At 30.3% G+C, this 18,121-nt stretch carries 17 protein-coding genes; 4 read left to right on the top strand and 13 right to left on the bottom strand.

What is annotated here, in order from left to right; all coding sequences use genetic code 11:
* Positions 1-2: 2 nt before the first annotated feature.
* From ACFSSB_RS10215 to ACFSSB_RS10200, 4 genes are all read right to left on the bottom strand, one after another.
* Entirely contained in the window at positions 3-659 is a 657-nt protein-coding gene (locus tag ACFSSB_RS10215) for a peroxiredoxin-like family protein (RefSeq protein ID WP_379903829.1), read from the bottom strand.
* Between the two features lie 45 nt (positions 660-704).
* On the bottom strand, positions 705-1,349 hold the full coding sequence (locus tag ACFSSB_RS10210) for a DsbA family oxidoreductase (protein ID WP_379903827.1): 645 nt from the start codon (positions 1,347-1,349) through the stop codon (positions 705-707).
* A gap of 75 nt (positions 1,350-1,424) precedes the next feature.
* Positions 1,425-1,988 (bottom strand): carboxymuconolactone decarboxylase family protein, encoded by a 564-nt coding sequence (locus ACFSSB_RS10205; RefSeq protein WP_379903825.1) that lies wholly within the window; start codon positions 1,986-1,988, stop codon positions 1,425-1,427.
* A 67-nt stretch (positions 1,989-2,055) separates the two neighbouring features.
* Positions 2,056-2,619, bottom strand: coding sequence for a TetR/AcrR family transcriptional regulator (locus ACFSSB_RS10200; RefSeq protein WP_379903823.1), 564 nt, complete (start codon positions 2,617-2,619; stop codon positions 2,056-2,058).
* Between the two features lie 165 nt (positions 2,620-2,784).
* Between ACFSSB_RS10200 and ACFSSB_RS10195 the strand changes: the two genes are divergently transcribed.
* The gene (locus tag ACFSSB_RS10195; RefSeq protein ID WP_379903821.1) at positions 2,785-3,450 is read left to right on the top strand and encodes a class I SAM-dependent methyltransferase; all 666 of its coding nucleotides are present in this window, start codon (positions 2,785-2,787) and stop codon (positions 3,448-3,450) included.
* Positions 3,451-3,557: 107 nt separating this feature from the next.
* Here ACFSSB_RS10195 and ACFSSB_RS10190 read toward each other — a convergent pair whose 3' ends face one another.
* The 4 genes from ACFSSB_RS10190 to mfd all read right to left on the bottom strand — a co-directional run bounded on the left by ACFSSB_RS10190 (position 3,558) and on the right by mfd (position 11,259).
* Positions 3,558-4,304, bottom strand: coding sequence for a YqjF family protein (locus tag ACFSSB_RS10190; RefSeq protein WP_379903818.1), 747 nt, complete (start codon positions 4,302-4,304; stop codon positions 3,558-3,560).
* 98 nt (positions 4,305-4,402) lie between these two features.
* Positions 4,403-6,247, bottom strand: coding sequence for a cystathionine beta-synthase (locus ACFSSB_RS10185; protein ID WP_379903816.1), 1,845 nt, complete (start codon positions 6,245-6,247; stop codon positions 4,403-4,405).
* 259 nt (positions 6,248-6,506) lie between these two features.
* Entirely contained in the window at positions 6,507-7,871 is a 1,365-nt protein-coding gene (locus ACFSSB_RS10180) for a TlpA family protein disulfide reductase (protein ID WP_379903814.1), read from the bottom strand.
* Positions 7,872-7,905: 34 nt separating this feature from the next.
* Complete coding sequence (gene mfd / locus ACFSSB_RS10175) at positions 7,906-11,259, bottom strand: transcription-repair coupling factor (RefSeq protein WP_379903812.1); 3,354 nt, start codon at positions 11,257-11,259, stop codon at positions 7,906-7,908.
* Positions 11,260-11,497: 238 nt separating this feature from the next.
* On the opposite strand from mfd, the gene ACFSSB_RS10170 reads away from it, so the two are divergent.
* Positions 11,498-11,929: a TerB family tellurite resistance protein gene (locus ACFSSB_RS10170; RefSeq protein WP_379903810.1), complete on the top strand. Its 432-nt coding sequence runs from the start codon at positions 11,498-11,500 to the stop codon at positions 11,927-11,929.
* 55 nt (positions 11,930-11,984) lie between these two features.
* Here the strand turns inward: ACFSSB_RS10170 and ACFSSB_RS10165 are convergent, their stop codons facing one another.
* From ACFSSB_RS10165 to fbp, 5 genes are all read right to left on the bottom strand, one after another.
* Positions 11,985-13,508 carry an ATP-binding response regulator gene (locus tag ACFSSB_RS10165; protein WP_379903808.1) on the bottom strand — a complete coding sequence of 508 codons (1,524 nt, stop codon included), beginning with the start codon at positions 13,506-13,508 and terminating at the stop codon, positions 11,985-11,987.
* Positions 13,509-13,512: 4 nt separating this feature from the next.
* On the bottom strand, positions 13,513-14,004 hold the full coding sequence (locus ACFSSB_RS10160; protein WP_379903806.1) for a Rab family GTPase: 492 nt from the start codon (positions 14,002-14,004) through the stop codon (positions 13,513-13,515).
* Positions 13,991-14,809: a cell envelope biogenesis protein OmpA gene (locus ACFSSB_RS10155; protein WP_379903804.1), complete on the bottom strand. Its 819-nt coding sequence runs from the start codon at positions 14,807-14,809 to the stop codon at positions 13,991-13,993. The genes ACFSSB_RS10160 and ACFSSB_RS10155 overlap by 14 nt, the downstream gene beginning before the upstream one ends.
* Positions 14,810-14,827: 18 nt before the next feature.
* Positions 14,828-15,190, bottom strand: a complete 363-nt coding sequence (locus tag ACFSSB_RS10150; protein ID WP_379903802.1) for a fructose 1,6-bisphosphatase — start codon at positions 15,188-15,190, stop codon at positions 14,828-14,830.
* A 73-nt stretch (positions 15,191-15,263) separates the two neighbouring features.
* A complete protein-coding gene (gene fbp, locus ACFSSB_RS10145; RefSeq protein WP_379903800.1) occupies positions 15,264-16,268 on the bottom strand; it encodes a class 1 fructose-bisphosphatase in 1,005 nt (334 codons plus the stop codon).
* A 118-nt stretch (positions 16,269-16,386) separates the two neighbouring features.
* Here fbp and ACFSSB_RS10140 point away from each other — a divergent pair, with 118 nt between their 5' ends.
* Both ACFSSB_RS10140 and ACFSSB_RS10135 read left to right on the top strand, forming a co-directional pair.
* A complete protein-coding gene (locus tag ACFSSB_RS10140) occupies positions 16,387-16,866 on the top strand; it encodes a GNAT family N-acetyltransferase (protein WP_379903797.1) in 480 nt (159 codons plus the stop codon).
* Entirely contained in the window at positions 16,863-18,113 is a 1,251-nt protein-coding gene (locus ACFSSB_RS10135; RefSeq protein ID WP_379903795.1) for an aspartate kinase, read from the top strand. Before ACFSSB_RS10140 ends, ACFSSB_RS10135 begins: the two co-directional genes overlap by 4 nt.
* Positions 18,114-18,121 lie beyond the last annotated feature (8 nt).

Below are 18,121 nucleotides of genomic sequence, written 5' to 3'. Positions count from 1 at the left end.
TTTTATTTAAGCTTCTGTAAAGCTAATACTATTTCAGAAGGTTCTGCACGTTTGCGGTAATCTGCATCTAAAAAAGCATATTGAATGATAGCATTTGTATCAATAACATAGGTAGCAGCTAGAGGTAATTTATTAGTGTTATTACCATTTACTTGGTTTAAACCAAAGGCGTCTTGGTAAATAGAAGCTACTTCATTGGTTAAAGTAAAAACTACACCATATTCTTCTGCAACAGTATTGCTAACATCACTTAAAACAGTGAATTCTAAATTGTTTTTTTCTGCAGTACTTAAGGAGTTGTCTGGTAATTCTGGAGTTAATGCTAAAAGTGTCGCTCCTGTTTTTTTAATTTCAGTTAATCTTTCTTGTAAATAACGTAATGTAATATTGCAATAAGGACACCAACCACCTCTGTACCATGTTAATACTACTGGTCCGTTTTGTAACTCGCTGCATAAAGAAACAGGTTGGTTTAGTGCATTTTTTAATGCAAAATTAGGGGCTTTATCACCAACATGTAAAGCCTTATCTAGTACTCCAGAGTTTGCTACACTAGCAATACCATCTGCGTAAATTTTACTTTTTTCTTTTGTGAATTTTGCTGCACCTTCTTTTCGTTTTACATCTAATAATGCGTCTAGTTCTTTATTGGTATCCATATTTTAATGTGTGTTGTTATTGTAAATTTTAGGGAAAATGATTTGTTATTCTGCAAGTAACTCTGTTAATACTTGTTTAAATGTATTTACTGGTTGTGCTCCTGTAACCGCACTTTTTCTATTAAAAACAATAGTTGGTACAGAGTTTACACCTAAGCTTTTCCAGTAGTTTTGTTGGTTTCTTACTTGTAAACGAGCTTCTTCATTTTGTATTGTAGCAAGTGCTTCTTCGGCATTTAAACCAACTTCTATTAGCGTTTCTTTTAAAATATTTTCTTGTGAAACATCTTTTCTATCGCTAAAGAAAGCTTTAGTAAGTGCCATTTTTAATTCGGTTTGCTTGTTGAATTCTTTGGCATACTCTAATAAAACATGTGCGTTAAAAGTGTTTACCATACGCATATCATCAAAATAATCGAATGTAAAACCAAGTTCTTCACCAACCTCTTTCATGTGTTGTTGTGATTCTTTTTGTTGCTCTAGCGTTGCACCATATTTTTCGGCAATATGTTCTGTAACGTTTTGGCCTTCGGCTGGCATATTTGGATTCAATTCAAAGGGTTGCCATTCTATTTCTATTTGGTCTTCTATTCCTAATTCTGAAATAGCTTTTTCTAAACGTTTATAGCCAATGGTACACCAAGGGCAAACCACATCGGAAACAATATCTATTTTTAATTTTTCTTTCATAGTTTCTGTTTTATAAAAACCTTCCGTAGTTACGGAAGGCTTATAGCTATTAATAAATATAGGTAACTTTAGGGATTATGAAGCTACATCTTCTTTAGACCATGCAAATTTTTGAAATGGCGCATCAACAGGAGTATTTGCTATGTGGTTGGTATAGTTACTAATTACTTTTTGTGATAGACCTAAAATGATTTCTAACACTTGTTGTTCGCCATAACCAGCAGCATAAAAAGTATCTAAATCTTCTTGTGTTACGTTACCACGATTTTTAACAATAGTTAATGTCATAGTACGTAAAGCTTCTAATTTAGGGTTTTCTAAAGGAGTTTCATTACGTAAAGCCTCTGTAATAGTATCTTCTACTTGCATCATTTTTGCAATACCTGTATGTGCAGGAACACAATAGTGACAAGCGTGCTCTACGTTTATAGCTTGCCAAACAACAGTTAATTCTTCTGCATTAAAAGAAGTTTGTGTAAACAACTCGTGTAAGGTTTGGTATGCTTCAAATATTTGTGGAGATGTAGATAAAACACCATGTAAGCCAGGAATCATTCCGAATCCTTTTAAAGATTTTTCTAATAATGGTTTACTTTCTTCTGGTGCTGTTTCTAAATTTTGAATTTTTAATGATGTCATAATTTTTCTTTTTTATTTATGTTAATTATTTCTAAACGATTGTTTAGTTTTAGGGTAAAAAAAATGTTTATATATTTTTAAAGATCATTTCAATATAATCTTCTATTTCTTTTTTTGTGTTTACTCGTGCTGCTGCTGCTAAGCCATGCTTTGCTAATAATAGGTAATTGGCTTGTTTTTCTATAGTTTCTTTGTCTTTAGAGGTATCTGTTTGTAACTTTTCAATGATAATGGATTTTAAATTATCCATAAATACATTCATTTCTTCTTTAATCAGTACATCTTCTTTCTCTGAAAACTCATTATAGGTGTTTGTTATTAAACATCCTTTTAAATGGTCGTCTTTAAAATTAGAACTTACAGAATCATAAAAAAATTGTTTAATGTCTTCTACACCATTAGAAGCATTTTTAAATTTATTTAATATAATATTTACTCTTTGCTTGTAGCACTCAAGACTTTCTAGAAACAAACCGTGTTTATTGCCAAAACTAGAATATATAGAAAATTTGTTAATGCCCATTTCTTTTTCAAGCATTTGCATAGAAGTAGTTTCATAGCCATTTTTCCAGAAAAGCAACATTGCTTTTTCTACTACTTCATCTTCATTATATTCTTTTTTTCTTGCCATGATTATTTTCCGTGAAAATGGAAATTTTCTAATTACAATACAAAACTAAACAAATGGTTAGAAATGATGAGGTGTTTTAACTTTTATTTATAGTTTGCTTGTATATGTTTGTTTTAATAGTACTTTTAAATGCAGTAATTTATTTGTGTTGCCAATTACTTTGGTATGAAAAAGAAAGAGAAAAAAATAAAAAAACCTTGGCCAACCAAAGATGCTATGGCACAAGTGTATGCCATGAAACTTTGGGGAGATGATGCTACTCGATTTTATTCTGGAGAAGGATCACATGATCTAGAATTGGTAGAGCCTTATGTTAGTAAAGTAGCTACATTTTTAAAGTCTTTTAAAAATAAACTTAGGGTTTGCGATTTAGGTTGTGGTGATTTTAATATTGGTAAACAATTGGTGACATATACTCAAAAATATATTGCTGTAGATATTGTTGAAGACCTTATTGATTATAATAAGGAACATTTTAAAGCTGAAAAGCTAACGTTTCAATGTTTAGATATTGCTACAGATAATTTACCAGATGCAGATTGTGTGATTTTAAGACAAGTATTACAACACCTTTCTAATGCTGAGGTACAATGTATTTTAAACAAATTACATGCCTACAAATATGTTATTATTACAGAACATATACCTGAAGGAGATTTTACACCAAACCTAGATATTATTTCAGGACAAGGCATTCGGTTAAAAAAACAAAGTGGTTTACAGGTATTAGCTGCTCCGTTTCATTTTAAAGTAAAAACGCATAAGCAACTACTTTCTGTACCATTAAAAAACAATAAAGGTATGGTTGTAACTACGTGTTATACTATATAACAAGTTTGTGTATGGTTAGTTGCGTGGTTAGGTAACTAAGTTAGCAAACTTTAACGAACCCGTGAAAATTCTGCAGGAATTTTCACAAGTAGAGAAGAACCTAACAATTAATTATACAAGGTGTTGTAGCCAGTTTTTTCTTTTTTATTCTTTCCCCAAGCAATAACTTTTACTCCTTTTGAGTATTGGATTTTGTTTGGCTCGTTTTTAATCAATCTGTCAAATTTTGGATAATTAAATTCTGAATTTTTCAAGTCAATTTCGTTAATTGGCCATTCCAAATGGTGAATTTCAAATTCGTTAATCGTCTTTTCTGTGTCTTGAAAAAGAGCGTATCTTTCAGTCAACCATTTGTCCAATTCCGTTTTCTCCGTAATTTCTTTTCCAATCTTAAACTGAATATTCAATTTGTCATTCAATTCCGAATTATTTGATTCGTATTGGTTTTTAGTCCGTTTTATTTTTGAAAATCTATATGGAAGTTCAGATATTCCTTTCGCAACTTTACAAGACAAACTTTTTCCGCCTTCAATGCTCAAAAAATATACTCCAGTTTTGTTATTTGATTTCACATAAGTTCGGATATTAATTTCATCAAAATCCGAAATAAGTGGAAAGGAAGGTAGGTTTTTCGGTCTTATCTTTTCCATTGTAAAAGCAACAACTGAAATCCAGGGTTTTCCATCAAAAAGATCAATTTCTAATTCTTTCGGTACAAACTTTTTCAGTTCGTTTAATTCCACTTGCCAATGAAGAAATATTGCATTATTCCACTCTTGATAAAATTTCCAATTTTCATTTGGGATATTCCAAGGCCTGTGTTCTGTCGTATTTAATATCTCTCGGATTGTCATTTCTCAAATTGGCTAAAACAAGTTTAATAAAAACCTGTTCTTTTAAGTTGTTTCTATGTGGTTAGCAGTAATTGTTGTAACATTAAATTGCTACTTAGCTATATGCTTTTTACAAATTCTGAAAACACTTTTTTATGCATTTCTAAATCTAGATTAGGTGAAAGGGATGCACGAACAATATAATCTTTATCTCCTTCTTTTGTGGTTCCTTGTGTAGAGGTTGCAGGAATGGTCCAATAACACCCTTTTAATTGTCCGTAACTAACACAAAATTTACTTTCGTTAGGAATTTGAGAAATCATTAAGTGTATTAGCTTTAAATTAAGCTTTCTTTTATACGCTTCTTTTTCTTCGTCTGTATTTCCTTTAGTAGGAAGGTCTAATGAAAAAACAGATGGCGTAAAGCCTTGTTCTGCTAGTTCTTCGGAAACAAAATTAATTTTAGCTTCTGGTAAGGTTTCATGAATAAAGTTTACAAATGCTCTAGTGTTTTTATAGGCATCTATAATTCTCTGCTTCATAGAAGGTAATTGTTCTGCTAATATTTCATATTGTAAGGCTGTAGCTTCATTGTCGCAAAGCGTTAAATGCTTTTCTATTTTTTCTATTAAAGCAATGGTTTTTTGGTTTCCTACACAATATCCAGCAGTACATTTTCCGCCACTAGGAAACTTAGAGCCACTAGCAAAAGAAATGGTTCTTACCGAAGAAAGAATGTCTTCTTCTCCTAAAAAATGTACATTAGGACAAAAAGTTTGGTCTAAAATAAAAACAGGATCTATAGCAATTTCACCAGTTGGTGTTTTACGTTGTTTGGTTAATGCTTCTTGTAGTTCTAAAAGATTAGGAACTTCTACTCTTGGGTTTGTAGGTATTTCTGCTATAATATATGGCACAGCGTCTTGACTAGCAATTTGGTCTAAAACACTATGAATACTTTGTACCATATCATTATCACCATCTACTAGTAAATCTACAATATCTACATTGTCTAGACAAGCAGCAACACGTCTTGCTTGGTCATTGGTACCACCATAACAATTTGGTGGCACAATAATTTTAATGGTTTTGCCTTTATGGTTTTCTAAGGCATCATGAATTAAGCCCATTAAAATGGCATACTGTATCGATAAACCACTTGAAGCAACTAGTGCTTTGGTATTGGTATTAGTAACCTTATTTATTGCTTGAACTACCAGTTTTTTATTAGGCTCTACAGTTGTTGTATTAACATCAAAAGTAGTTTGTGCTGTTAATGCTTTTAAGGCAATAAGTGCATTTGCAGGAGTCATAGCAATGGTTTCTCTTCTGCGTACATGTTGAATATCTGAAATATAATCTTCATTTTCTTCACCATTTACTACTAAAATACTTCCTAGATGTGCATGCAGTTGAATGTGAAAATCAATATTTGCATGTAGATTAAAATCACCAATATTATGTTCTTCAGAAATAAAAATGGTGCTACCATCAAAAGCAGGAATTTCGGAACCCTTTTCTATTTGCTTTAGCTCAAAATGATACCCATACACTTCTTGTATTGTTTGAACATCAAAACAGGTTGGTAAGGTTCCTGAGTATAGAATTTGTGTTTTTTTATTTTGGAATAGGTTTTTTCTAAGAATAGCTAAAACAGGAATTGTTTTAGAATCAAAACTAATTACATTTTGTGCATTTACATGCTGTAATTTAGCAATTGCCCATTCAAGAACACAAGATAAAGGATGCCCTAAACGAATATAGTCATACGCAGTTGGTAATGCATTTAAAGCAGTTGCATCATAATTATTACTATTAAATAAGGATTCAAACTCTTGTAGAAATTGAACTTTAGCTAATTTTTCGTCATAAATATCTAGCCTATGGGTTGTTATACTTAACCAACCTGCTGGCATATTTTTTAAAACTTCATTTATATAAATTAGCATTTTATTTTCTTTCATAATTATATGACTTTATTAAGCTGCAAAGATACGCTAATTAGATTTTTTGATAAAGTGTTTAGCTGCCGAAAAAAGATACTAGTGTTTTAGGTTTAAAAGAAAATAGCCTATGGCTTAGGCGTGTTTTTTTAGTTACTCTTGAATTTGTGTGTAACCAGAAACACCATGTAAGCATTTAATAATTTGGTTATTTAATGCATTAAAGCTAGAATTACATGTATAGTAGCATTCTATCTACAATAATTGAAATGATTTTTAATTAATCATCAACTTGTTCTTTGTCCTTTTCTACTATTATAGGATGTTCTTTATAATAGGCTTCTAAAGCAGGAAAATCATATGGTTTAGCAATGATATTCTTGTTGCTGTCTAAAATAAAGTAGGTTGGAGTAGCAGTAACACCATAGGCATCACCAATAGGGTTTTGCCATTTTCCTTCTCCGTAAACATGAATAAATTCTGGGAAATCATAGGTTTTTTCTTTCCATCTGTAAAAGTCATCTTCTAAGGCAACAGCTATTACTTTAAGTTTTCCTGTTTCTAAGCTTTGTACGTATTTATGAAACGTTGGCAATTCTGCTAAACAATGTGAGCAAGTACTGCTCCAAAACACTACTACATATTGTGTAGCTTCTATAAAATCATACAGTGCAACTTGTTCTGTTTTATTGTTTTTGGTGATTTCAAAATTAAAGTTTGGCGCAAGTGCACCTATAGATGTGTTTTTAAATACCGTAAGTTTTTCTATTAAATCATTGTCTTTATTCGCTTTGGCAATAGGTAATAAATATTTTTCTAAAATATAGTTAGCAAGCTCTTCATTATTATTTTCTGCAAATTGATTAAAAAGCACTTCTATAATGGTTTCTTTAACTTCTGGATTTTCACCAATTGCAAAATTAGCTATGTCTATACTGTCTTTATATCCTTGGTTGTTGTCTTTTGGGTTTGAAAAAGTAAAGACGTAGTTTAAAACGGTCTCCATTAAAAAACTTGAGCTTTGTAGAACGGTATCACTAAAATCTATATTACTAAAATAATTAGATTTTATGTTTTTTGAAAAAGTCTGTGCATCTTCCATTTCTGTTGGAATATATGGCCTACTAGCTTTTATAAAGTGTGATGCTATCATGCCTTCTGATGCTTTTTCAAATTCATTTTGTGTTTTGCTTAGAACACCAAATACTTTTTTAAATTCGGTACTGTTTTGGTTATTACTTGCGTAGTAATCATTAATGCTTTTGCTTACTGTTTGTAAACTTTGGGTGTATGCATTAAGCAATCTGTTTTCTTGCGACTTTATGTATTTTGCGCCTTCGTTTAAATTAAAAGTAAGTTCTATATCTTCTTTAGCATTGTAAATAAAATCAAAGTTGTATTCGTCTTGTGGTAATGCATATACAATTCTGTACATGCCTTTGGTTACTGTGCTATCTAGTTTAAATTGAAAATTACCAATACTATCTATTTCTGCATTATTTACATAGATAGAAGTCTTTGGTGTTACTTTATAAAGAATGGCAAATTTATAATCTTCAGCAGGAGAAAATGTACCTTTAATGGTATGTTGTGCTAATAATATATTTGGTAATAAAGCGAGTAAAAAAAGTAATTTTCTAGTCATTATCATTGGTTTTTTTTCAAAAGTATTTCAAACGTTATGCCAAAATAGGTTTTAAAGCAGTTAAAGCTTTTTCAATAGAATGTATTTTATCAAAAGTAAGTAATAGTCTTAAGCCAGCTCTGGTGTTTTTTTCTTTCATTTTACAAGCTTGCGGATTTTTTTGTATGTATTGTAATACCTTAGTAAAGCCTGCGCTTTGGTAAAAAGCACTCTGTTGGTCGTTAATAAAATAACCTACAAGTTTTCCTTTTTTTAGGACTACTTTTTCAAGACCTATTTTGGTAGCAACCCATTTTATTCGCACTGTATTTAATAGATCTACAACTTGTGTTGGCAACTCGCCAAATCTATCTATAAGTTGTTTTTCAAAAGTAATGAGCTCTTCTTCGTTTTTAATATTATTAAGTTGTGTGTATAGGTTTAATCTTTCGGTAATATTATTAACATAATCATCAGGGAAAAGTAACGAAAAGTCACTGTCTATAGTAATATCTTTAACGTATTCTTTTTCTTTTCCTTCGTCTTGATATAAATCTTTAAACTCCTTTTCTTTAAGCTCTTCAATAGCTTCGTTTAATATTTTTTGGTAGGTATCAAAACCAATGTCACTAATAAATCCGCTTTGTTCACCACCAAGTAAATCACCAGCACCACGAATTTCAAGGTCTTTCATCGCAATATTAAATCCGCTACCAAGTTCTGTAAATTGCTCTAAAGCAGTCATACGTTTTCTAGCATCTGTAGACATTGCAGAATATTCTGGAGTTATAAAATAGCAGAATGCTTTTTTATTGCTTCTACCAACACGACCACGCATTTGGTGTAAATCACTAAGTCCAAAATTATTGGCATTATTAATAAAAATGGTATTTGCATTTGGTACGTCTAATCCACTTTCTATAATGGTTGTACTCACAAGAACATCAAAATCGCCATTCATAAAACCAAGCATTAATTGCTCGAGTTTTTTTCCGTCTAGTTGTCCATGACCAATACCAATTTTAGCATCTGGAACCAAACGTTGTATCATACCAGCAACTTCTTTGATGTTTTCAATTCTGTTATGAATAAAGAATACTTGTCCACCACGTTGAATTTCATAACTTACAGCATCACGAATTCTTTCTTCGCTAAAGCGAATAACATTACTTTCTATAGGATAACGGTTTGGTGGAGGAGTGGTAATTACCGATAAATCTCTTGCAGCCATTAAGCTAAACTGAAGCGTTCTAGGTATAGGAGTTGCTGTTAAGGTTAAAACATCTACATTGTCTTTTAATGTTTTTAGTTTTTCTTTTACAGCGACACCAAACTTTTGTTCCTCATCTACAATTAGTAATCCTAAGTCTTTAAATTTTACATTTTTGTTTACTAGTTGGTGTGTACCAATAATAATATCGACATGGCCTTTTTCTAGTTTTTCAAGTGTTTCGCGTTTTTCTTTTGCAGTTCTAAAACGGTTTAGGTAATCTACCGTTACTGGAAATTCTTTTAAACGTTCTCTAAAGGTTCTGTAATGTTGGTAAGCTAAAATGGTAGTTGGTACTAAAACAGCTACCTGTTTGCCGTTATCTACAGCTTTAAAAGCGGCACGAATAGCAACTTCTGTTTTACCAAAACCAACATCACCACAAACCAATCTGTCCATTGGTCTTTCGCTTTCCATATCTGCTTTAATATCTGCAGTGGCAGAGCTTTGGTCTGGTGTGTCTTCATAAATAAAAGAAGCTTCTAATTCTAATTGTAAATAAGAATCTGGATTGTATTGGTAGCCTTTTTCTAGTTTTCGCTTTGCGTATACTTTAATAAGATTAAAGGCAATTTCTTTAACTCTAGATTTTGTTTTTTGTTTTAAAACTTTCCAAGCTTTACTTCCTAGTTTATATACTTTAGGTGGTTTACCATCTTTACCATTAAATTTGGTGATTTTATGTAAAGAGTGAATGCTTAAATATAAAATATCGCGTTCGCCATATATTAATTTAATGGCTTCTTGTTTTTTACCTTCAACGTCTATTTTTTGCAATCCACCAAACTTACCAATTCCATGATCTATGTGTGTTACATAATCACCAATATCTAGATTTGTAAGTTCTTTTAAGGTTATAGATTGTTTTTTAGCATAGCCATTTTTAAGATGAAATTTGTGGTAGCGTTCAAATATTTGATGGTCTGTATAGCAAATTATTTTATGGTCATGATCTACAAAACCTTGAAACAAGGATAATACAATAGTTTTGTAATGTACCTCTTGCTCTACATCTTCAAAAATATCATGAAAACGTTTTGCTTGTTGCTCACTAGAACAAGCAATATAATTAGTAAAACCTTTGTTGTGATTGCTGTTAAGGTTATCTATAAGTAAGTTAAAATTTTTATTAAAAGTTGGCTGAGGTGTTGTTTTAAACTCTATGGTTTCAGCTGCCTCATCTGTAGTACTAGATAATACAGGAGTAGAGCCAAAGGCTACAATATTAAATTCTAAAAGTTGGTTTTTTAGCAGTGTAGTATTGCAAAATAATTCTGTAGGTTTTGCATGTTTTATTCCAGTAGAAAGCTTGGTAAATGCTTCTACAGCTTTTTCAAAAAGGCTATCTATTCTAGAGAATGCTAAGTCTGTGTTTTTGGTAAAAACAACGGTTTTTTGTGCAATGTATTTTAAAAAACTCTGTCTGCTTTCTTCTAAAAACTTATTAGCAACATTTGGTATGATGTTAATTTTTTTTATTTGCTCTGTAGAGAGTTGTGTTTCTACATCAAAGGTGCGAATACTGTCTACTTCATCACCAAAAAACTCAATTCTGTAAGGTTCATCATTACTAAAAGAAAACACATCTACAATACCTCCTCTTACCGAAAACTCACCAGGTTCTGTAACAAAATCTACACGTTTAAATTTGTAGGTAAACAGTATTTCGTTTACAAAATCTATAGATAGATCGTCATTTACCGTAATTTTTAAGGTGTTTTTTTCTAGTTCTCTACGCGTGACTACTTTTTCAAAAAGAGCATCTGGATAGGTAACAATTATAGCAGGTTTTTTACGCGAGTTTATTCGGTTTAAAACTTCTGCACGTAGTAATACATTAGCATTGTCTGTTTCCTCAATTTGGTATGGTCTTCTGTAACTACCAGGATAAAAGAGTACATCTTTATCATTGAGTAATAGTTCTAAATCATTGAGGTAAAAGGCTGCTTCTTCTTTATCGTTAAAAATAAGTAAGAATGGTTTTTCTGCTTGTTTAAAGTTTTGGGCAATAACAAGTGAAAGAGAAGAACCAACAAGCCCTTTTATATGTGTTTTTGCTTGAGTTTTGGCAATAGCATTTTGCAGTTTTTGCGTTTGCAAAGACTGTGCGTAGGTTTGCGAGAGAAGTGTTTTACTCACCTAAATATAGTTTTGGGTAAAGATAAGTATTAGAGTTTTTTTTGCCATAGATACATCCTTTTTTTTTGCATTATATAATGCATGCTTGTTTTTAGTTTACTTAAAGAGCCAAATAGGCTTTAAAAGAGAACATTTAACCTGCTTAAAAATGTGGTTTAAGGCTTTGAAAAAAGCTAATAATAATGTTTTAAAAAGTGTTTTGTTTAATTATCTTTGCCATACTAAAAAAAAAGAATATATGTCAATTTCAGATTTATTTGATAGTGGGTTTAAAAAGCGTAATGAAGATCATTTTGCTTCAATTGTAAGAGTTGCAATGGAAGATGGTGTTATTTCTGATGAAGAAAAAGCGTTTTTAGATCGTTTAGCTAGAAATTTAGATATTAGTGAAGGGAATTATGCTATAATTTTAAAAGATTATGCATCTCATAATATTAATCCGCCAACTACTTACGATAGACGTTTAGAACGTTTGTATGATTTAGCAAGAATGGTTTATGTAGACCATATTGAAGGAGAACATGAAGATTTAGTTTTACGTAAAATAGCTGTTGGTTTAGGTTTTTCTCCAGATAACGTAAAGTACGTGGTAGATAAAGCGCTTTCTTTAGTTAGTAATAAAGTAGATTTAGATACTTTTATGGAAGAAATTAAAACAATGAATAAATAGTAATTGTTTATTTTTATAGAATACAAAAGGCGAACTGTTTATAGTTCGCCTTTTTTTATTTTAAGTATTTATGAATAGTTCTTAGTAAACTTTTTTCGTTAAAAGGTTTTCTAATAACATCATTTATTTTAGCTTTTTTATAGCGTTTTAAATCTTCAGGAAATAGTTTTCCTGTTAAAGCTAGTATAGGTATTTTTTTAAGTTCTTTTTCAGGAAGTTGTCTTATTTCTTGCGCTAGAACATCACCAGTTTTATTTGGTAAGTTAATATCCATTAAAATAATATCTACTTTTTGATTTTTTAAAATAGGTATTACATCTTCAGGATTAGAAACAATATCTAAAAAATACTTTTTTTGAGCTGCTAATATTTTAAGTACAGAAAGTTGAGTAATTTCTGAGTGTTCTATTAGTAGAACGTTGTGTTTTTTATTTTCGTTTTCTTCAACATGTACGTTTTGTACCTTTTTTACTTTTTTGTTTTTTGAAGATTCGTCTAATTTAAAACTTAAATTAAAAGAAATAGATGTGCCTTTATTAAAATCACTATCCACAGCAATGTTACCATGCATTAATTCTACTAGATTTTTAACAATAGCTAAACCTAAACCAGTACCTTTAATTTTATGGTTTTGATTTATTTGTGTGAAGCTAGTAAAAATGTTTTCAAAATTTTCTTCTTCAATACCAATACCTGTATCTATAATTTCAAAATGAATATTGGCTTTGTTTGCTCTTATTTGATTTAAAGAAATATTTAAAGTGATGTTTCCTTTATTGGTATACTTAATGGCGTTATCTAGTAGATTCCCTAGAATTTGCTTTAATCGGTAAGGATCACCTATGATGAAATTTGGTAATTTGTCTTCAATACTACTATTAAAAGACAGTCCTTTTTCTTCGGCTTTTACTTTATAAGTGAAAATAATATCTTCTAAAAATTCTGAAGTATTAAAAGACTCTTCTATAAGATTTAGTTTCCCAACTTCTATTTTAGAAATATCTAAAATATCTTCAATCATGTGTTTTAAATGGTCTGAAGATGTTTTAATGATATTTAAATAATCAGTTTGTTCTGCGTTTAAGTTGGTTTTGTTTAAAATATCTACAAAGGTACTTATACCAGAAAGAGGTTCTCTAATTTCATGACTAAAATTAGCGATAAACGTATTTTTAAACTCTTCTTTTTCTATTAAGTACTTGTTTTTTAATTCAAGAATTTGTGAAGTAATAACAGATTCGTTTCGTCTTTGAGCGGTTAACTGGTAATTGTTATAGTGTTGTGTTAAATCTTGAATGATTAAAAGCGGGTTTGCTTTTGTAAACGTTTTAAGTGTTATGTCTGCTATAATACTTTTATTGTCTGTATCTAAATGTATACATGAAAATAAAAGCTCTTGGTCTTTTTTTGTGTCTAATAAATTTGCAATACTATAAAAAAATGGATGTAAAGTGATAATGTTTTGCGAATGTATATTAGCAAAAAAAGTATCATCAGACTCTATGATAACTCCATCTCTATCTATTATAAGGTATTGATATATAGCTTTTTGGTGAACTGTTTTGTATTCTGAAAGCATTTTGTTAATGTATTAGTTCTTTAGCTAATGTAGAGAATAGATCATTAACTTTAGTATTTGCTTTAGCACTTGTAAAAAAATCGACAAACGGTTTAAAATTGTCGTTGTTTTCTTTTAAAAAGTCTTTAGTTACTAAGTCTTTTTTGTTTCCTACCACTTTAACAGGTGTATTTGGGTAGTTTGTTTTAATATAATTTATATCACTTTCAAGTTGCTTGTATGTAGCTGGTCTAGACAGGTCAAATACATAAATAATACCACTAGTACCTAACATATAAGAAGCTCTAGTATTAGTAATATCATCATTACCTTCTAAATCCCATATAATTAAAGAGACGGCTTCTTCTTTAGATATGTTTACTTCTTTTTTTAATATATGTACACCAATAGTTACTTTGTAATTGTCTGTAAAAGTGTCTTCTACAAAACGTCGTATTAGTGACGACTTACCAACTCCGAAATGACCTAATAAAATAATTTTTTTAGAAATACTCATTAGCAAAATATGCTTTTAATTTTTTAGTTAATGATTCTGTGTTCTTTAAGTCGGTTTTGTTTATTTCGTTTTGGGCAAAGTGTAACAATTTATCTTCTAATTTACTTTTATGACTAGCATTAAATATGCCAGAAATTGCAACTGCAATATAATAAGAAGAAAAATTTTGAATATAAATACTATAAGTTTCATATTCAATAAGTTCTAGATTTTGGTTGTTTTTTTTAAATGCATCTTCAACAAAGCTCTTAATAGCAGTAAGCATTCCTGCAACCATATCTTCATCTATATCATCTGTTCTTGAATATTTAGAAATTAATAAGCCAGAACCTTTTTCAATAACCAAAAATTGATTTAATCTAGGAGCATATTGCTCTTGCATAATTAAATCTACTTCGCTTACACCTGTGGCTTTTGCTTTAATTTTACGTTTAAAACTTTTAAAAGTAAACGTATTATTTACTTGCTTATTAATTTTTTCAGATAGCATTGCAAATTCATTTTGAATGTACTTTTTTATCATTCTACCTAAAATAGGGTACAATGCTTCTACAACTGCATCTTGTGAGTTTTTTATTTCTGTTTTTAAGGTTTGTGTAATAGTAGGACCTAATGTTTTTGGCATTTCTTGAACAAACTCATTGAGTTTGTCTTGAATAATAGGGTCTACTTTTTCAGATAAATTGGGTTTTTGGTTTATGGTATCTTCAAGAGTTTTTATTTTTTCATGAATCGATAAGGCATACTCTCTCTCATCCGTAAGTAAGATGTCTTTGAGTATTTTAAGTTTATCTTCTTGATTCATAAGTTGTAGTAATTTAGATTACTTACTTATTTTTTCTCCAAGATTCATTAGCATTTCACCAAATAATTTTCTGTCTAGTTTCTTTTCGTCAAGACGGTCTGCTTTGTCATTAAAAGAATTTTCAAGATCTGTAATTCTTATGTTAATGTCTGTGCTTAGGTTGTCAATATTTTGAAGTAATTCATTTCTTACTTCATCAATTAACGACTCTAATTCTTGTTTTTTGGAAAGAATGTCATTTTTTACAGCTTCAAACTCACTTTCATAAGCCTGCATGTTTTCACCAAAAATAAGCTGTTTTATAGCATCAATTTTTGAAGAAGCTTCAATATCAGGACTATTATTTAAAGTAGTATTGTTTATATGTTTTTCTTTAGCCATTGTAATATAACTGTTTATTAAAAAAGGTAATAACAAAAGTAATGAAAAAAAGAATGGCTTAGGCTATTAAATTTTAAGCTTTTCGCATAAACTCTTCTGCCTTTTCTACCATATTTTTACTTCCGCATAAAAAAGGAACGCGTTGGTGAAGCTCTGTTGGTTGAATTTCCATAATTCTGTTAAAACCATCACTTGCTTTTCCGTTAGCTTGTTCTGCTAGAAATGCCATAGGATTACATTCATATAATAAACGCAATTTACCTTCTTCATTTTTAGAACTTTTAGGGTACATGTAAATACCTCCTTTAATCATGTTTCTATGAAAATCGGAAACTAAAGAACCAATATATCTACTAGTATATGGTCTATCTCCTTCTTCCATTTGGCAGTATTTAATATAGTTTTTTACGCCTTGGGGAAAATGTACATAGTTACCTTCATTTACAGAGTAAATTTTACCATCTAAAGGAAATTGCATATTAGGATGTGATAAGTAAAAAGTACCAATTGCTGGATTTAGAGTAAAGCCATTTACACCATCTCCAGTGGTATAAACAATCATGGTAGAAGTACCATAAACAATATAACCAGCAGCAACTTGTTGTTCTCCTTTTTGTAAAAAATCTTCTATAGTAACAGGAGTTCCTACAGGAGTTACTCTTCTATAGATAGAAAAAATAGTACCTACAGACACATTTACATCAATATTAGAAGAACCATCTAACGGATCTATTAATACAACATATTTGTTTTGGTTGTTTTCATCTTGGCTATTAATAGCAATAAAATCATCTTCTTCTTCACTAGCAATACCACAAACAATGTTACGCTTGGTTAGCGTTTGTATAAACTTATCATTGGCATATACATCTAGTTTTTGTTGGTCTTCTCCTTGAATATTAACATCTCCAGCTGCTCCAATAATGTCTACTAATCCTGCTTTGTTTACTTCGTGATTAACTACTTTTGCAGCTAACCTAATAGAGTTTATTAGTCTAGATAACTCTCCAGAAGTGTATTTAAAAGAGGTTTGGTTTTCTATAATAAATTCTCCTAATGTTTGTTTTGTTCTAGACATAATAGCTTTTTAAGGTTTTTACAAATATCGTATTTTTTAAGAAACTACAACGTTATCGTTTACATTTAATGCATAAAATTTAATGGCTTTAAACTATATTTGAAATTAAAATTAACATATGGACTTTATTATAAGAGAAGCAACAATAAAAGACGCAAAACAAATCTTAGATTTAATTGTAGAACTTGCCGTTTTTGAAAAAGAACCAGATGCAGTAGAAGTTACGGTTGAAGATTTAGAGAAAGACGGTTTTGGTGCAAACCCTGTTTTTAAATGCTTTGTAGCAGAATATAATAATGAAATTGCAGGTATTGCCTTGGTTTATAATAGATATTCTACATGGAAAGGTAAAATAATACATTTAGAAGATTTAATAGTGAGTAATAAATATAGAGGAAAAGGTCTTGGTACTTTACTTTTAAATCAAGTTGTTATCTATGCAAACTCACTTGGCGCAAGAAGAATCAATTGGGAAGTAATTGATTGGAACGAACCTGCTATAAAGTTTTATGAGAAAAAAGGAGCTAAGGTACTTAGAGATTGGGATGTAGTGCAGCTAGATGCTGAAGGCATTCAAAACTATTTAAAAAATATATGAGAGTTTTTAAATTTGGAGGAGCCTCTGTAAAAAATGCAGAAAGTGTAAAAAACTTAGTAAAAACCATACAAAAAGTAGGCTATAAGGATACCTTAATAGTCATTTCTGCAATGGGTAAAACCACCAATTCTATAGAGGTGGTTATAGATAATTATTTTAATAATAAAGCAGCATTACAGAGTTCTATTCAGGAGGTTAGAAAGTTTCACAATGAAATTTTATTAGATTTATTTACTAGTGAAAATCATCCTGTTTTTAATACCATTAACACTCTGTTAGATGAATTAAATGCGTTTTTTAAAACCAATAAATCACCAGATTATAATTACGTGTATGATCAAACTATTGGTTATGGCGAATTAGTTTCTACAACCATTATTAGTGCTTATTTTAATCAAGAAGGAATTACAAATACGTGGCTAGATGTAAGAGAGTTTATTAAAACAGATAACTATTACCGAAGAGCAAATGTAGATTGGGAAACTACCAAAAACCAGATTAGTGCTAATTTTAATGCCAATACTTTACACATAACTCAAGGATTTATAGGTAGTGATGCTAATAATTTTACGACCACTTTAGGAAGAGAAGGAAGCGATTACACAGCTGCTATTTTTGCTTATTGTTTAAATGCAGAAAGTGTAACCATCTGGAAAGATGTTCCTGGAGTTTTAAATGCCGATCCTCGTTATTTTGAAAACGCACAATTGCTAAACAAAATATCTTATAGAGAAGCAATAGAATTAGCGTTTTATGGCGCTTCTGTAATACACCCAAAAACATTACAACCTTTACAAAAAAAGGAAATTCCCTTATACGTTAAATCTTTTTTAAACCCAGAAGCAGCAGGTACTGTTGTTAGTAAAGGTGTAGATTTAGAGCCTAATATACCTTGCTTTATTGTAAAGAAAAACCAGGTTTTAATCTCGCTTTCTTCTTTAGACTTTTCTTATATAGTAGAAGAAAATATTAGCGAAATATTTAGCTTGCTTCACCTGTATAAAATGAAAGTAGGAGTGATACAAAACTCGGCAATTAGTTTTTCTGTTTGTATAGAAAATAATTATGATAATTTAGATAAATTACTGCAGCATTTAAAGGCAAAATTTAGAGTGGTTTACAATGAAAACGTGTCTTTATATACTGTTAGGCACAGTAATGAGCAAGTTGTTAGCCAATTAGAAAAAGATAAATTTGTACTATTAAAACAAGTAACACAAGCAACAACACAGATTGTTACTAAGTAAACATTTAT

Source organism: Lacinutrix gracilariae (genome assembly GCF_042684485.1).
Lineage (GTDB): Bacteria > Bacteroidota > Bacteroidia > Flavobacteriales > Flavobacteriaceae > Oceanihabitans > Oceanihabitans gracilariae.
Note: the sequence above shows the minus strand (reverse complement) of the source record. Positions and strands in the feature narration are given on the sequence as shown.